This window comes from Serratia sp. SA088 (assembly GCF_049065515.1).
Lineage (GTDB): Bacteria > Pseudomonadota > Gammaproteobacteria > Enterobacterales > Enterobacteriaceae > Serratia > Serratia nematodiphila.
This window is the reverse complement of sequence record NZ_JBAKGW010000006.1, coordinates 98,931-113,294: the sequence shown is the minus strand read 5'-3', so window position 1 is coordinate 113,294 and position 14,364 is coordinate 98,931. Positions and strand designations below refer to the sequence as shown.

Here is a 14,364-nt window from a genome sequence, read left to right as displayed (position 1 = left end):
ATCAGCGAGTGACGGCCCTGGCGCTGGCGGCCACCGCCAACAGCAGAGCGGCTACGCAAGCGAAGGCCACCGTCAGGCTGGAAAACTGAGCGACAAAGCCGATCAGCGCCGGGCCGGCCAGAATACCGGCATAGCCGACGGTGGTGACGGAGGCGATCGCCAAGTTGGCCGGCATGTCGCGCTGGTTGCCTGCGGCGCTGAACAGGATCGGCACGACGTTCGAGGCGCCCAGGCCGACCAGCATGAAACCGACCAGCGAAACGGTAGCGTGATTGAAGGCGATGGCCAGGCTCAGGCCGAGAGCGGCACACAGGCTGCCCAGCAGCAGCACCCGGTAGCGGCCCAGCGAGTTCACCACCCGATCGCCATTGAGCCGGCCGAGCGTCATGGTGATGGAAAACAGCGCATAGCCCAGACCGGCCTGGCTGTGTTCGACGCCGCGCAATGTGGTGAGAAACAGCGCGCTCCAGTCGAGCATCGATCCTTCCGCCAAAAACATGATAAAGCACAAAATGCCGATGAACATCACCCAGCCGCGCGGCAAGACGAACATCGGCCCGCCGTCATCGGCGCCGCTCTCACGCAGCAGATGGCGGCTGGCCAGCGTCAGCAGCGCGATCACCGCCAGCACGGTGAGCAGGGTGGATTGCAGCGGCGTCAGCCCCAGCCACAGCAGCGCGCTGACGCCGCCGGCGCCGGCAATGCCGCCGATGCTGAAGAAACCGTGAAAACCGGACATCATCGCCTTGCCGCTGGCGCGTTCGACGATCACCGCCTGCACGTTCATCGCTACGTCGATCATGCCGATCGCCGCGCCGAACAGCAGCAGCGCCGCGGCCATGCCGCCGAGGGAGTCCATCAGCGCCAACAGCGGCAGATCGATGCACAACCCGAGCCCGGCCATCAGGATCACCGCACGGCAACCCAGTTTGCCGGTCAGGAAACCGGTCAGCGGCATCGCCAACATGGAGCCGGCGCCGATACAGAGCAGCAACAGGCCGAGCGAGCCGTCATCGATACCGATGCGCGCTTTGGCGAAGGGGACCAGCGGCGCCCAGGCGGCCATGCCGAGACCGGCGACGAAAAAGGCCAGACGGGTGGCGATCTGTTGAGGAACGCCGGGCGTTTGCTGTTCATTGCACAAGGTGGCTGTCATGTAAGCGTCAGGATCTTGGGTCAAAAGAATGGTGAAAGTTACTGACAGTTTTTATCACAATCCGCGATCCGGGTCGAAAATATTCGTGCCGGACACATCCCTGGCACCGCCTCTGCGCACCAGCCACAGCGCGATAGCCTGGACAATATAGTCCTTTTGCTGTTCGTCCAGTGCGACGCCCTGCGGTATGCCGTGCCACTTTTCCAGACAGCCGCGGCAGCAGGTGGCAGTGGCGTGCTGGGCGACGAACACCGGGTGGCCACGCATCGGGGTTTGCTTGCCGTCGTTTTTAGGATGGGCGGCGGCCAGGCGGCGGTCGATAAAATCGCGGGCATGGCTGAGGATCAGCGGCAATCCCTTACCCTCGAGATAAGTCTGGTCCTTGGCATTTAAACGGAAGCGAGCGCGGAAGGGGGAACTTTGCAGCCGCCGCCACAGCACGTCGGGTTGAAAGGGCATCATGAATTTTACTCGCTGAAGGTGCGCTTTTTTCAGATTACCAGAACTGAATCTCTGCGGCTAATTGTGCCTGCGGCGGGAAATAATCGATGAGATAAAGCACGAAATGAAAAGCAAGTTCAATTTGTAGACCAAAATAAGGAAAAAGATTAGCAATTAGTGCGAAAGTAAATTAATGAAACTATATCATTAGGTTATTTATTTGCGTGCTATTTGTACGGGCTGAAATTGTGAGGAAAGTAGGGCGGAAAATAAAAAACCGGCCAGAAGCCGGTTAAAGGAATGCAGAAATTATCTTCGGATAATGAAGGTAATAATGAAAATAATGATGATAGCGAGGTGATTATAGCGGCTGCGCGTGGTTCGCGTTTTGGCACAATGTGCTTATTGTCTCGCTCAATTGTATGGTTGGCTTTTTTTTCTTAAAGATATGTATAACTACATGATTTTTTATCAATTAGTCTATTTTTTATCTTTAAGTGCTTTATTTTGTTTGTCGGTAATGTTTTGTGAAAGTTCGCGCGTATTTACATTTTGAAACCTTTATTAATTACAATGAAACACTATCGGATACTTGGTATCATTTTCTTTCTGGATTAATATAACCCTTGTTACCAGAATGGTAATGCACAGTCGTGCTAATAATGCTCGAAAAGGGCAGTGGCCGTAGCTCGACATAATTAACGAGGATAATAACGATGAAACTTCGAGTACTCTCTCTGATGGTACCCGCACTGCTGGTTGCAGGCACAGCAGGCGCGGCGGAAATCTACAACAAAGACGGTAATAAACTGGATTTGTACGGTAAAGTAAACGGGCTTCACTATTTCTCCAGCAACAACGGCGTGGACGGCGATCAGTCTTATATGCGTTTTGGCCTGCGCGGCGAAACGCAAATCAGCGATCAGCTGACCGGTTACGGCCAGTGGGAATATCAGGCGAACCTGAACCACGCTGAAAGCCAGGACAACAAGAACTTCACCCGTTACGGCTTCGCCGGTCTGAAATTCGGCGACTACGGCTCCTTCGACTACGGCCGTAACACCGGCGTGCTGTACGACGTCGCGGCGTATACCGACTTGCAGCCTGAGTTCGACGGTATGACCTACGGCGCCGACCAGTTCATGTTCCAGCGTTCCAGCGGCCTGGCGACCTACCGTAACAACGACTTCTTCGGTCTGGTTGACGGCTTGAACTTCGCCCTGCAGTACCAGGGTAAAAACGGCAACGGCGAAGAGACCAACAACGGTCGTGACGTTCTGGGCCAAAACGGCGAAGGCTACGGCATGTCCATGAGCTATGACATGGGCTACGGCATCAGCGCGGCGGGCGCCTTCTTTAACTCTCGCCGCACCAGCGAGCAGAACGGCGGTAACGGTCACCAGAACATCATGGGCCGCGGCGATAAGGCGGAAGGCTACTCCGGCGGTCTGAAATATGACGCCAACGATGTCTACCTGGCGGTGATGTTCACCCAGTCCTATAACGCGGCGCGTTTCGGCAGCTCCGACAGCAGCGTTTACGGCTACGCCAATAAGGCGCAGAGCTTCGAAGCCTATGCGCACTACCAGTTCGACTTCGGTCTGCGTCCGTTCGTGGGCTATAACCAGACCAAAGGTAAAGACCTGGGCCGCGCCGGCAACGGCAAGGACTACGGCGATCAAGACCTGGTCAAATTCGTCGACCTGGGTGCGACCTACTTCTTCAACAAAAACATGTCTACCTATGTTGATTACAAAATCAACCTGGTGGACAACAACGATTTCACCGACGCTGCCGGCATCAACACCGACAACGTGGTTGCCGTGGGCCTGGTTTACCAGTTCTAAGCACCAGCGTGTGAATCACACAGCGCGGCCTTCGGGCCGCGTTTTTTTTGCTGGTAAAAAGCACGGATTGATCCGTTGTCGGCTCGGGAAGCGCTTCGGCTCGCCTCCGTTCGACCTACGCTGTCAGAACGGAAAACAGAGCGGAGGCTATTATGGAACTCAAAATCGACAGGGTGATAGAAACGGTGCTGTACGTCAGCGATATTGAACGCGCGGACGCGTTTTACCGGGAGGTGCTGAAGCTGCCGACGATGGCCGCCAACGAACGGTTTCGCGCCTACAACGTCGGCGATCGAAGCGTACTGTTGTTGTTTATCGAAGGTGATTCGCTGCGCGGGGCGCACTATCCGACCGGGTTTATTCCTGCGCACGATGGCGTGGGGCCGGCGCATATCGGGCTGGCGGTGGCGAAAGAGCAACTGCCGCACTGGGAACGGCATCTGGTGGCCAACGGCGTGGAGATTGAGGGGCGGATGCGCTGGGAACACGGCGGGGAGAGCATTTATTTTCGCGATCCCGACGCCCATCTGTTGGAACTGGTGACGCCGGGCATTTGGGCCAACTACTGATCGAACCCGCCTTGCGCCAACATGTCCAATGCGGCATTCAGCACCTGCAGCGCGGCCTGCGGTTGCCGCTCTATCTGCACTCTGACGATGGCGCCGTCGATCAGCATCGCCAGCATTGCCGCCCGCTGTTCCCGCTGTGGGCCGGCGGGCAGGTGACGCGCCAGTTCATCCGCCATTTGCCGTTTATGTCGGCCGGCGATTTGCAGGCTTTCCGGCAGCAGATCGGCGATTTCCACCGCAGTATTGATAAACGCGCAGCCGCGAAAGCGCGGATCGTCGAACCATTCCGCCAGGCAGGGCGCCAGCGCCGGCAGCAACCCGCCGGTTTGTGCCACATGGCGATCCAGCGCAGTGCTGAACCAGGTGAGCCACTGCTGGTGGCGATAGGCCAAAAACGCCGTAATCAAATCGTTCTTGCTGGGAAAGTGGCGGTAAAACGTCACTTTAGTGACACCTGATTCTTTGATGATGCGATCGATGCCGGTGGCGCGGATCCCTTCCTGATAAAACAGATCGTGAGCCGTCAACAGGATGCGCTGGCGGGCGGGTAAGGTATTGCGATCGGCGGTCATCATTTTCTCCCAGGCTATTTTCGAGTGATTGTAGACAACTCTGTCTACATGCGCTAGCGTAATAATGTAGACAGAGTTGTCTACATTATTGCGCAGGAGATGATCATGAGCATTAAACCCCCATTGCCGCCTTTCACCCGTGAATCGGCCAGCGAAAAAGTGCGGTTGGCGGAGGATGCCTGGAACAGCCGCGATCCTGAGCGGGTGTCACAGGTCTATTCTCTCGATACCCATTGGCGTAATCGCGCAGAGTTTGTCGACGGCCGCGCGGCGGTGGTCGCATTTTTGCAACGCAAGTGGGCGAAAGAGCTGGAGTATCGGCTGATTAAGGAACTGTGGGCGTTTGACGGCGCGCGCATCGCGGTGCGTTTCGCCTATGAGTGGCGCGACGATTCTGGCAACTGGTATCGCAGCTTCGGCAACGAAAACTGGGAGTTCAATCAGGAAGGGTTGATGAACAACCGCCATGCCTGCATCAACGACATGCCGATTCGCGAACAGGATCGGCGTTTTCATTGGCCGCTCGGTCGGCGCCCGGACGATGTCCCGGCGCTGAGCGATTTCGGTTTTTGAATCCGATGTCGCCCCGTACTGGCCGATAGCGAGAAAAACCGCACCGATCGACAAACGGGAATTTGTAGAAAAGCCTTTCCACTTCTAGACTTAGGGGACAACAAACGTACTCCAAGAGGACAAGCTATGACGAAGAAGTTGGTTTTGGCCGTCGGCACTGCCGCGGTATTTTCCATTCTTGCCGGCTGCACCGCCTATGACCGCGCAACCAGCTATGTCAATGAGCCGGTGGTCAGCGATGTCAAAGTAGGGATGACCAAGCAGCAGGTGCGGGCGATTGCCGGTCCGCCGTCGACCACCGCCACGCTGATTCATGCGCAAGGCACCTGCGATACCTATGCGGTCGCGCCGCGCGATGGCAAGGTGCAAACGTACTTTGTCAGCTACAACGACACGGGCCATGTCATGAACAAGGGCTATCAAACCTGTTCAGACTACGATTCGCAGCCGAAGTAATCGCGTTTCAGCCGAACATAAAAGCCTCGCTTTTGCGGGGCTTTTCATTTTTTAAGCGTTTAAGGCCTGAAGTTTAGGCAACTGCACCGCCAATGCCATTTTTTTGCATCAAAATGATAGACATTTCATAACGGTATCGCTAATATCAGCGCCCATTGGAAGGATGGCCGAGTGGTTTAAGGCAACGGTCTTGAAAACCGTCGAGTGTAACAGCTCCCAGAGTTCGAATCTCTGTCCTTCCGCCAAATTCAGCCGGCTTAGCTCAGTAGGTAGAGCAACTGACTTGTAATCAGTAGGTCACCAGTTCGATTCCGGTAGCCGGCACCATGACAGAGGCCCCAGCAGCGATGCTGGGGCTTTTTGTTATGGTACTTGTGCGCTGGAAAAGTGCACACTGCACGCTTCGAATAGCGTCGATATTAACACTAACCAACCGATAACCGGATGGGGGAGGCACCGCGTCAAGCCCATTAATCAAGGGCTGAGCGTTTGCTGTATTCTGGCGGGAAAATAGCCGGTTGAGGAGCCCAGCGATCAGGTTGGGTTTATATATCAGTGACCAGCCACTGATCCGCTTCTTCGAACATCTCTTCCAACATTCGGTTCAGCTTCTCACGATCGCTTTTACTGGCGTCGGAGTTCAGGCCGTTGGCCTGCATCGGTTTCACGCGCACGTCAGCTTCCGGGAACAGCGCATGCACACGTTTTTCCAGCTCGTTGCGAATAATCTCGGCGGCGTTGGGCAGCCCAGCGACGTTGCGTTTGTCGTACACCAATTCTACAAACATGACTCACCTGTAAACACTGAATTAATGTACAGTATTCTGGCCTGAGGAAGGCCGGTTGGCAAGAGGGTGCGCGGAATTTTGCATGATGCGTTCATTCGTGCGCGGCGTGCGGTAACCCCTGCAACTGAATCACTAATTCCGCCAGGCTGGCGGCTTGCATTTTCTCCATCACTTTCGCCCGGTGAACCTCTACGGTGCGCAGGGCGATATTCAACCGCTCCGCCATTTCCCTGTTCATCATGCCTCGCACCACCAGCTGCGCGATGTCGCGTTCTTTCGGCGTGAGCGTGCGGTAGCGGCCGCAAGTTTCATGGCGTCGCCAGGCTTTGGCCGAGACCTGCCGCGCCCGTTCCAGGGCGGCGATCAGCGGTTCAGCGGCGATCGGTTTTTGCAGGAAGTCCACCGCGCCGTACTTCATCTGCTCCACCGCCATCGGCACGTCGCCATGGCCGGACAGGAACACCACCGCCAGCGTGCCGCCGCGGCGGCGCAGCTCCCCGTAAACCTGGTGGCCATCGAACTTCGGCATCCGCATGTCCAGCAAGACGATCCCGGTCTGAAACAGATCGGCCTGCGCCAAAAAGTCGGTGCTGTCATTCCAGCACTGTACGTCGTGGCCGAGGCTGGTCAGCAAAAAACGGCAGGCGTCGGTGACGGCGACGTCATCATCCACCAGATGAATTAGCGACATGGTTTTCCTCATCGTTAAATATGAAATGCAGGGTGACGCATAGCCCATTGTGGCTGTCGGGGGCGGGGCGGTTAGCCAGTTGGATCTCGCCGTCGCCATAGCGGGCCAGGCGGCGGCAAATAGCCAACCCCAGCCCCATGCCACCGGCCTTGGTGGTGTTGAAGGGGCGGAAAGCCTGCTCCAGCCCGGCCGCGCTCATCCCGCCCGCGTTGTCCTGCAAATGCACATCGAGCGCCCGTTCGCGCTCGTCGGCGGAAAGCCAGACGGCGTTGGCGCCGGCCTGCGCCGCGTTCAGCAGCAGGTTCGCCAGCAGCTGTTCCAGCAGCGCCGGCGGCAGGGTTAGCGTCAGCGAAGGTGCCACGTTGTTGAACAGTTTCAGGTCGGGGTAGCGTTGCGTCAGGTGCAGCAGTGCCCACACCCGCTCGGCGGTTTCGTTTATCGAGATGGGGCGCCAGCTCGCCTTGTCTACCTTCTCGGTGGGGGGCTGCACCCACTGGCGCAGGTTATGAATCGTCTCGCCGCCGCGCTGCGCCTGTCGATCAATATTTTCCAGCGGCGTCAGCAGCGGGTGCCCGGCGTCCGTTTTGCGCAGTTGGATCAGGCACCCTTGCGCATAGTGGCGAATGGCTGCCAGCGGCTGGTTGAGCTCATGCGCAAAGCCGGAGGCCATCTCTCCCAGCACGTTCAACTGCCTGGCGTTCTCCAGCGCCTGCTCCTGACGGCGCAGTTGTTCTCCGACATAGAGCAGCTGTCGCCCGCGCCGGCGCACCAGCAGCGCGATCCAGATATGGTTGACGATCAACAGCGCCAGCACCGCCAGCGACAGGCTGACGGCCGTCTGATGCTGGATCAGCCAGCTCTTGATATCCAGCCACAGGTGCCGCTGTTCCGGGTGCTGATTGACGGCGCGCAGCAGCGCTTCCACTGCGCTGGTCGAGGCCGGTGCGCCCCACTGAAAGGGAGACTGCGGCGGTGCGGTCAGCAAGGCTCTTGCCACCGCATCCACCAGTGAGTTATCCAGACCGGGCAGGGCGGCGAACGACCAGTTGGGATAAAGCGGCGTGCTGGTGACGCAGGGAATCGATGTGGGCCGTTGCAGCAGCGGGCGAAAATCCGCCGGGTTGATCAAGCCTTCCCGACCCATTTTCTCCAGCAGACAGACGGGAACGATGGCGGCCTGAATGGCGCGCTCGCGCAACAGATAGAGCAGGGCATCGGCAGGGAAACCGGTAAAGCGCAGGTGAAAATCGCGCTCGGGCCGCATACCGGCATCGCTGAGCGCCTTATAGCCGGTCAGATAGCCGCCGAAGGCCTGCGGATCGATGGCGCCCACCGTTTTGCCCATCAGCGCCTGCGGCGTCGTTATGCCGCTGTCGCGCCGCACCAAAATCACGCTGCCGATGATGTTGCCCGTTGCCCGATCGCCGTTGGCGGCGCGCAACGACGCCAGCCAGCGCAGATGATAGTGGCTGTTCAACTGCACGAACTGCGCCGGATTAGTGACCACGAACTGCACGCTGCCCCGATTGATCGCTTCGCGCATCTGCGCCAGATCGAGCGGCTGCAGGCGGAAGCGTTCACCGCCGACGCTGCCGTTGAGCCTGTCGATCAGCGGCTGCCAGTCACGCGCGGTCGCCGCATCGCCGCGCATCGCCAGCACGCCGACCGACCACTCGCCCGCCTGCGCCGCTATACCCCAGCCGAGACTGAGCAGCAGTAATAACACGACCCTCACGGCCCCTCCTGATGGGTAATCTGCCTGCCGTCACTTGTTTTAGATCAACGTTAGGTCCGGTATGTGGTTAACCACAATAGAGCTGAGCCCAATGTCATTTTTACACTGTAAATCATCGACATTGTTTATTCATCTAACGGGCATCAATAGCGTGATCGGGGTGATGCCCAGGACGTGGGAGAGGCGCATGGATTTCGGTAAACGGCAGTTTTTACAGCGGCTGGGTGTATTGACGGCGGGGGCTTCGCTGATCTCCGTGGCGGAGGCCGGGCTGACGTTAGCACCGACGCGGCGCGAGGGCGATGCGAGCCGCCGTTACGCGATGCTGATCGACCTGCGGCGCTGCGTAGGGTGCCAGGCTTGTACCGTGAGCTGCGCCATTGAAAACCAGACGCCGCACGGGGAGTTTCGCACCACGGTAAACCAGTATCAGGTCAGCCTCGAAGGCGAAGCCGCTGCGACCAACGTGCTGTTGCCCAGGCTGTGCAATCACTGCGACAACCCGCCCTGCGTGCCGGTATGTCCGGTGCAGGCCACCTTTCAGCGCGAGGACGGGATCGTGGTGGTCGACAACAAACGCTGCGTGGGTTGCGCCTATTGCGTACAGGCCTGTCCGTACGATGCCCGTTTTATCAATCACACAACCCAAACGGCGGACAAATGCACCTTTTGCGTGCACCGGCTGGAGGCGGGATTGTTGCCGGCATGCGTGGAGTCGTGCGTGGGAGGGGCGCGGATCATCGGCGATATGCGCGATCCGCACAGCACGCTGAGCAAGCTGCTGCGGCGCCACGAGGCCGAGATAAAAGTCCTCAAGCCGGAGCACCAAACCGCGCCCCACGTGTTCTATCTGGGGCTGGATGACGCCTTCGTCACGCCGCTGCCGGGGCGGGCGCAGGTCGCCTTATGGGGAGAAAGACGATGAGCCGCCAACTGATGATCGCAGAAGTGCTGAGCCAGCCGCAGGCGGTGAGCTGGCTGCCGTGGGCCGTACAATATTTCTTCTTTATCGGCATCGCCGCCTGCGCCGCGCTGCTGGCCTGCGTGTGGCGCTGGCGCGGTGGAGATAACGCCGCGCATCTGGAGCGCGCGGCGCTGTTTATCGGGCTGACGTGCGCCATTACCGCGCCGCTGGCGCTGACCGCCGACCTGCATCAAACCGCCCGTTTCTGGCATTTCTACGCCTACCCGACGCCCTGGTCGTGGATGCCGTGGGGCGCGCTGTTCTTGCCGCTGTTTACCCTGCTGATCGGCCTGTGGTTTATCGCGATTGAATTTACGCGGCTGACGGGCAGACCGGTTGCGCTGCTGCGTGGGATAGCGCCCGCCTGCGCGCTGGTAGCGATCGGCCTGCTGTTGTACACCGGGCGAGAGGTTTCCGTCGTGCGCGCCCGCCCAATTTGGTTCAGCTACGGGTTTCCTATCGTGATGTTCCTTAGTGCGCTGCAGGCGCTCTTGGCTTTGCTGCTGCTGGCGATGCGCGAACGGCCCGATCTGCAGGCGCCGCTGGCGCGCGGGATGTTGCTGACACTGCTGCTGCTCGGCGGGGCGATCCTGCTGTGGGTGTGCGGCGATACGTTATCCGGCGCGGCGGTACGCCACTGGCTGCAGACGCAGGCGATGGCGCGCCGGTATGCCGCAGGATGGATTGCGCTGTGGGGGCTGACGCTGGCGTGCGCCGCCTGGGCCGGCTATCGGCGCTTGCCGCGCGGCGGTGCGCCGCTGCTGGTGGCCGGCGCACTAGGGCTGAGCTGGCTGATGCGCTGGACGCTGTTGATCGAAGTACAAACCATCCCGAAATACAGCGCGTCTAACTCCTCTTATAGCCTGCCGCTCGGTACCGACGGTTTGCTGGCGATCGTCGGCACCTTCGGCTTGTGGCTGGCGTTAATGATCATGGTGCGTGAAGCACAGGCGTTTTTACTGCGGAGAAAACAACATGGCTAAACTCACCCGGCGTCAGTGGTTGAAAGTGGGCCTGGCCTTCGGCGGATTGTCCGCTTTCGGCCTGAGCTATCGCGAAGTCGCCAAACGGGCGATCGACGGCTTGATTCACGGCACCTCAGGGCGGGTGACTTTGGATCGCATCAACGGCAACTCCCTGCCGCCCGAAGGGCGGGCAATGCCGGAATGGCAAGGCAATCCGCAACAGGCCATCTCGATGACCCAATGTTTCGGCTGCTGGACGCAATGCGGCGTGCGGGTACGGGTGGACAGGCAGACCGACCGGGTATTGCGCATTGCCGGCAACCCTTATCATCCGTTGTCTCAGGAACGGCACGTCGACTCTGCGTTGCCGCTGCAGGACGCGTTGGCGCAGTTGGGCGGCGAAAGCGGCCTCGACGCCCGTTCCACCGCCTGCGCGCGCGGCGCCACGTTGTTGGAGGGGCTTTACAGCCCGCTGCGCGTCCTGGAGCCGATGAAGCGCGTCGGCAAACGCGGCGAGGGCAAGTGGCAGCGCATCAGCTTTGAGCAGTTGATCGCCGAAGTGGTGGAGGGCGGCAATCTGTTCGGCGAGGGGCATGTGGACGGCCTGCGGGCGATCCGCGATCTGGAGACGCCGATCGATGCCCGACGGCCGGGGCTGGGGCCAAAAGCCAACCAGCTATTGGTGACCAATGCCGGTGACGACGGGCGCGATAGCTTCCTGCGGCGCTTCGCCCAGAACAGTTTCGGCAGCAAAAACTTCGGCGCGCACGGCGCTTACTGCGGGCTGGCCTACCGTGCCGGTTCCGGCGCGTTGATGAACGATCTGGACAAGAACCCGCACGTGAAACCGGACTGGGAACAGGTCGAATTCGCGCTGTTTATGGGGACCTCACCGGCGCAGTCCGGCAACCCGTTCAAGCGCCAGGCCCGGCAATTGGCCAGCGCCAGATTGCGCAGCGAATTCCGTTATGCGGTAGTGGCGCCGGCGCTGCCGCTGACCACCACGTTGGCGGACGATCATGGCCATTGGATCCCGATATTGCCGGGTACCGACTCGGCGCTGGCGATGGCGATGATCCGTTGGATCCTCGACCACCGGCGTTATCAGGCCGATTATCTCGCCATCCCGTCGGAGGCCGCCATGCAACGCGCCGGCGAGAAGAGCTGGACCAACGCCACGCATCTGGTGATCGCCGAGAGCGAGCATCCGCGGGCGGGGCAGCATCTGACGCAGGCCGATCTGAACGGCACCGGGTCTGCGTCGCCGCTGGTGGTCAACGGCGCGGGTGAGCTGGTGGCGGCCGAGACGTGCGACAGCGCCGAGCTGTGGGTAACCCGTACGGTGACGCTGCACGATGGCGCGCAGATGGAGGTGAAAAGCGGCTTCCAGTGTTTGAAAGAGGCCGCCGACAAGCTGTCGCCGGAGGCGTACAGCCGGCAATGCGGCGTGCCGGTGGCACGCATCGCGGCATTGGCCGAGGCCTTTACCGCCCACGGGCGCAAGGCGGCAGTGATCGCCCATGGCGGGATGATGGCGGCGAACGGGTTCTACAATACCTGGGCGGTGATGATGCTTAACGTGCTGATCGGCAACCTGAGCCTGGCGGGGGGCGTGTTCGTCGGCGGCGGTAAATTCAACGGCTTCGCCGAGGGGCCGCGCTATAACCTGGTCGAGTTTCCTGGCCTGGTAAAACCGAAAGGGCTGAATATCGCGCGCAGCAAGGCCGCCTATGAAACCTCCGACGAATACCGCGAAAAAGTGGCGGCGGGCGTTTCGCCCTGGCCGGCCAAAGCGCCCTGGTATCCGTTCGTCGCCGGGCAGTTGACCGAGCTGCTGACCTCGGCGCTGGCAGGGTACCCGTATGGGCTGAAAGCCTGGATCTCGAACATGACCAACCCCTTGTACGGTATCGCCGGGTTGCGCGGCGTGGCGGAGGAGCGGCTGAAAGATCCGGCGCGTTTGCCGCTGTTTATCGCTATCGATGCGTTTATCAACGAAACGACGGCGCTGGCCGACTATATCGTCCCGGACACCCATAATTTTGAGAGTTGGGGATTCAGCGCCCCCTGGGGCGGCGTCGCCAGTAAGGCCACCACCGCGCGCTGGCCGATAGTGACGCCGGCGACTGCGCAAACGGCGCAAGGGCAGCCGATTTCCATGGAGGCGTTTTGCATTGCCGTCGCCAAACGCCTGGCATTGCCGGGGTTCGGCGATCGCGCTATCGGCGACGGCCAGGGCGGGCTGCTGCCGCTCAACCGTGCCGAGGATTATTATCTGCGCGCCGCCGCCAACGTGGCGTTTGCCGGCAAGGCGCCGGTGCCGGCCGCGAGGGCGGACGAACTGGCGCTGAGCGGTGTCGATCGCTTGCTGCCGCAGCTGGGGCAGACGCTGCGCGCCGATGAGATCGACCGCGTGGCGTTTATCTACAGCCGCGGCGGCCGCTTCGCTGATCACGACAGCGGCCGCTGCGACGGCAGCGTGGGCAACCGCTGGGAGAAACCGCTGCAGATCTGGAATGCGGAAGTGGCGAAGCACCGGCATGCGATCACCGGCGAGCGTTTCAGCGGCTGCCCCACCTGCTACCCGGCGCGTTTGTCGGACGGCCGCGCGGTGGAAGCGCTCTACCCAGAACGGCAGTGGCCGCTGCGCCTGATGTCCTTCAAATCGAATGTGATGAGCAGCTCCACCGCGGTGATCCGGCGCCTGCACGACGTGAAGCCGGTGAACCTGGTGGCCTTGAACCCGGCGGACGGGGCGCGTTTCGGTATTCAACACGGTGATTGGGTGCGCATCAGCACGCCGGGCGGCAGCCGCGAGGCGCAGATCAGTTTGCTGGCGGGGGTGATGCCCGGCGTGATCGCGGTGGAACACGGCTACGGCCACCGGGAGATGGGGGCCAGCCAGCACTACCTGGATGGCGAACCGCTGGCGATGGATGAGCGCATCGCCGCCGGCATCAACCTCAACGATCTGGGGTTTGCCGATCTGACGCGCGAAGTGCCGAATACCTGGCTGGATTGGGTGACCGGTGCGGCGGTGCGTCAGGGTATTCCGGCGGCGATCGTCAAACTTTCCGCGTAAACGGCAGACGAAAAACTGAATTATTGAGGGTTAATTTATAGTTAATTCTATTCTTTAACCCAAAACTAAACGGCATGCCTGTTTTATGGCTTTCTTATGGGGTTTATTTTTTAAGTTTTCTATAAATACTTAATGCGCCGTAAACAAAAGAGCAGTAGGTGACAACGATAATCACAAATTTTGACAAATTCACGGGTGCAGAAAACCACGGTTGGTAACCAATTACCCCGGCGCCACTCAGAAAAAAAGAACCGGCCAGGATGGATAAAAACACAATTAATGAACTGATAATCCTTGTCACCGTCTTAGTCCTGTCTGATATTGTAATGTTGTGTTGTTGAAGAGGAGTAAAAAATCACAAGAGGCGAGCATTGAGCTTTTGCAATTTTTTACTGCCGGAATGACTACTCTACCTCTCGTTGTCAACACGGCCGCCGCCATTATTGCCACGGTCACCAGCAATGCAACCCAGCATTGAAGAATCAATGGTTTTCATAAATAATTCCTTTTACTTGCTGACGTTAT

The 14,364-nt window shown here is 59.5% G+C and carries 13 protein-coding genes and 2 tRNA genes; 9 read left to right on the top strand and 6 right to left on the bottom strand.

From position 1 onward, the window contains the following. Nucleotide 1 precedes the first annotated feature (1 nt). Both ACOWVD_RS16370 and ACOWVD_RS16365 read right to left on the bottom strand, forming a co-directional pair. Nucleotides 2-1,156: an MFS transporter gene (locus ACOWVD_RS16370; protein ID WP_015378554.1), complete on the bottom strand. Its 1,155-nt coding sequence runs from the start codon at nucleotides 1,154-1,156 to the stop codon at nucleotides 2-4. A 54-nt stretch (nucleotides 1,157-1,210) separates the two neighbouring features. Beyond that, nucleotides 1,211-1,618 (bottom strand): DUF4186 domain-containing protein, encoded by a 408-nt coding sequence (locus ACOWVD_RS16365; protein WP_015378553.1) that lies wholly within the window; start codon nucleotides 1,616-1,618, stop codon nucleotides 1,211-1,213. Nucleotides 1,619-2,313: 695 nt separating this feature from the next. On the opposite strand from ACOWVD_RS16365, the gene ompC reads away from it, so the two are divergent. Further along, nucleotides 2,314-3,444 carry a porin OmpC gene (gene ompC, locus ACOWVD_RS16360; RefSeq protein ID WP_031300730.1) on the top strand — a complete coding sequence of 377 codons (1,131 nt, stop codon included), beginning with the start codon at nucleotides 2,314-2,316 and terminating at the stop codon, nucleotides 3,442-3,444. Nucleotides 3,445-3,596: 152 nt separating this feature from the next. Continuing rightward, the gene (locus tag ACOWVD_RS16355; protein ID WP_049241806.1) at nucleotides 3,597-4,013 is read left to right on the top strand and encodes a VOC family protein; all 417 of its coding nucleotides are present in this window, start codon (nucleotides 3,597-3,599) and stop codon (nucleotides 4,011-4,013) included. Here the strand turns inward: ACOWVD_RS16355 and ACOWVD_RS16350 are convergent. After that, on the bottom strand, nucleotides 4,007-4,585 hold the full coding sequence (locus ACOWVD_RS16350; RefSeq protein WP_015378550.1) for a TetR/AcrR family transcriptional regulator: 579 nt from the start codon (nucleotides 4,583-4,585) through the stop codon (nucleotides 4,007-4,009). The genes ACOWVD_RS16355 and ACOWVD_RS16350 overlap by 7 nt on opposite strands. Before the next feature lie 105 nt (nucleotides 4,586-4,690). Here ACOWVD_RS16350 and ACOWVD_RS16345 point away from each other — a divergent pair, with 105 nt between their 5' ends. The 4 genes from ACOWVD_RS16345 (at nucleotide 4,691) to ACOWVD_RS16330 (ending at nucleotide 5,941) form a co-directional block, all read left to right on the top strand. After that, nucleotides 4,691-5,158: a nuclear transport factor 2 family protein gene (locus ACOWVD_RS16345; RefSeq protein ID WP_274864256.1), complete on the top strand. Its 468-nt coding sequence runs from the start codon at nucleotides 4,691-4,693 to the stop codon at nucleotides 5,156-5,158. Nucleotides 5,159-5,284: 126 nt separating this feature from the next. Beyond that, a complete protein-coding gene (gene osmE, locus ACOWVD_RS16340; protein WP_049241804.1) occupies nucleotides 5,285-5,614 on the top strand; it encodes an osmotically-inducible lipoprotein OsmE in 330 nt (109 codons plus the stop codon). 157 nt (nucleotides 5,615-5,771) lie between these two features. Then, nucleotides 5,772-5,859 (top strand) — tRNA-Ser (locus tag ACOWVD_RS16335). A 6-nt stretch (nucleotides 5,860-5,865) separates the two neighbouring features. After that, nucleotides 5,866-5,941: transfer RNA gene (locus tag ACOWVD_RS16330), tRNA-Thr, on the top strand. Nucleotides 5,942-6,159: 218 nt separating this feature from the next. Here ACOWVD_RS16330 and ACOWVD_RS16325 read toward each other — a convergent pair. From ACOWVD_RS16325 to ttrS, 3 genes are all read right to left on the bottom strand, one after another. Beyond that, nucleotides 6,160-6,402 carry a DinI family protein gene (locus ACOWVD_RS16325; RefSeq protein WP_004935803.1) on the bottom strand — a complete coding sequence of 81 codons (243 nt, stop codon included), beginning with the start codon at nucleotides 6,400-6,402 and terminating at the stop codon, nucleotides 6,160-6,162. 91 nt (nucleotides 6,403-6,493) lie between these two features. After that, nucleotides 6,494-7,093: a tetrathionate respiration response regulator TtrR gene (gene ttrR / locus ACOWVD_RS16320; protein WP_049241800.1), complete on the bottom strand. Its 600-nt coding sequence runs from the start codon at nucleotides 7,091-7,093 to the stop codon at nucleotides 6,494-6,496. Then, on the bottom strand, nucleotides 7,068-8,819 hold the full coding sequence (gene ttrS, locus ACOWVD_RS16315) for a tetrathionate respiration histidine kinase TtrS (RefSeq protein ID WP_421105706.1): 1,752 nt from the start codon (nucleotides 8,817-8,819) through the stop codon (nucleotides 7,068-7,070). Before ttrS ends, ttrR begins: the two co-directional genes overlap by 26 nt. 196 nt (nucleotides 8,820-9,015) lie before the next feature. On the opposite strand from ttrS, the gene ttrB reads away from it, so the two are divergent. Genes ttrB through ttrA form a run of 3 tightly spaced genes read left to right on the top strand, consistent with a single transcriptional unit; the run spans nucleotide 9,016 to nucleotide 13,839 of the window. Continuing rightward, nucleotides 9,016-9,753 (top strand): tetrathionate reductase subunit TtrB, encoded by a 738-nt coding sequence (ttrB, locus tag ACOWVD_RS16310; protein ID WP_004935793.1) that lies wholly within the window; start codon nucleotides 9,016-9,018, stop codon nucleotides 9,751-9,753. Continuing rightward, nucleotides 9,750-10,775 carry a tetrathionate reductase subunit TtrC gene (ttrC, locus tag ACOWVD_RS16305; protein WP_164095502.1) on the top strand — a complete coding sequence of 342 codons (1,026 nt, stop codon included), beginning with the start codon at nucleotides 9,750-9,752 and terminating at the stop codon, nucleotides 10,773-10,775. The genes ttrB and ttrC overlap by 4 nt, the downstream gene beginning before the upstream one ends. Next, the gene (gene ttrA, locus ACOWVD_RS16300) at nucleotides 10,768-13,839 is read left to right on the top strand and encodes a tetrathionate reductase subunit TtrA (RefSeq protein WP_197842735.1); all 3,072 of its coding nucleotides are present in this window, start codon (nucleotides 10,768-10,770) and stop codon (nucleotides 13,837-13,839) included. The genes ttrC and ttrA overlap by 8 nt, the downstream gene beginning before the upstream one ends. Nucleotides 13,840-14,364 lie beyond the last annotated feature (525 nt).

What these genes read in the sequence shown, in the direction of transcription:
- ACOWVD_RS16370 (WP_015378554.1), bottom strand. Translation starts at nt 1,156, where the DNA reads ATGACAGCCACCTTGTGCAATGAACAGCAAACGCCCGGCGTTCCTCAA.
- ACOWVD_RS16365 (WP_015378553.1), bottom strand. Translation starts at nt 1,618, where the DNA reads ATGATGCCCTTTCAACCCGACGTGCTGTGGCGGCGGCTGCAAAGTTCC.
- ompC (WP_031300730.1), top strand. Translation starts at nt 2,314, where the DNA reads ATGAAACTTCGAGTACTCTCTCTGATGGTACCCGCACTGCTGGTTGCA.
- ACOWVD_RS16355 (WP_049241806.1), top strand. Translation starts at nt 3,597, where the DNA reads ATGGAACTCAAAATCGACAGGGTGATAGAAACGGTGCTGTACGTCAGC.
- ACOWVD_RS16350 (WP_015378550.1), bottom strand. Translation starts at nt 4,585, where the DNA reads ATGACCGCCGATCGCAATACCTTACCCGCCCGCCAGCGCATCCTGTTG.
- ACOWVD_RS16345 (WP_274864256.1), top strand. Translation starts at nt 4,691, where the DNA reads ATGAGCATTAAACCCCCATTGCCGCCTTTCACCCGTGAATCGGCCAGC.
- osmE (WP_049241804.1), top strand. Translation starts at nt 5,285, where the DNA reads ATGACGAAGAAGTTGGTTTTGGCCGTCGGCACTGCCGCGGTATTTTCC.
- ACOWVD_RS16325 (WP_004935803.1), bottom strand. Translation starts at nt 6,402, where the DNA reads ATGTTTGTAGAATTGGTGTACGACAAACGCAACGTCGCTGGGCTGCCC.
- ttrR (WP_049241800.1), bottom strand. Translation starts at nt 7,093, where the DNA reads ATGTCGCTAATTCATCTGGTGGATGATGACGTCGCCGTCACCGACGCC.
- ttrB (WP_004935793.1), top strand. Translation starts at nt 9,016, where the DNA reads ATGGATTTCGGTAAACGGCAGTTTTTACAGCGGCTGGGTGTATTGACG.
- ttrC (WP_164095502.1), top strand. Translation starts at nt 9,750, where the DNA reads ATGAGCCGCCAACTGATGATCGCAGAAGTGCTGAGCCAGCCGCAGGCG.
- ttrA (WP_197842735.1), top strand. Translation starts at nt 10,768, where the DNA reads ATGGCTAAACTCACCCGGCGTCAGTGGTTGAAAGTGGGCCTGGCCTTC.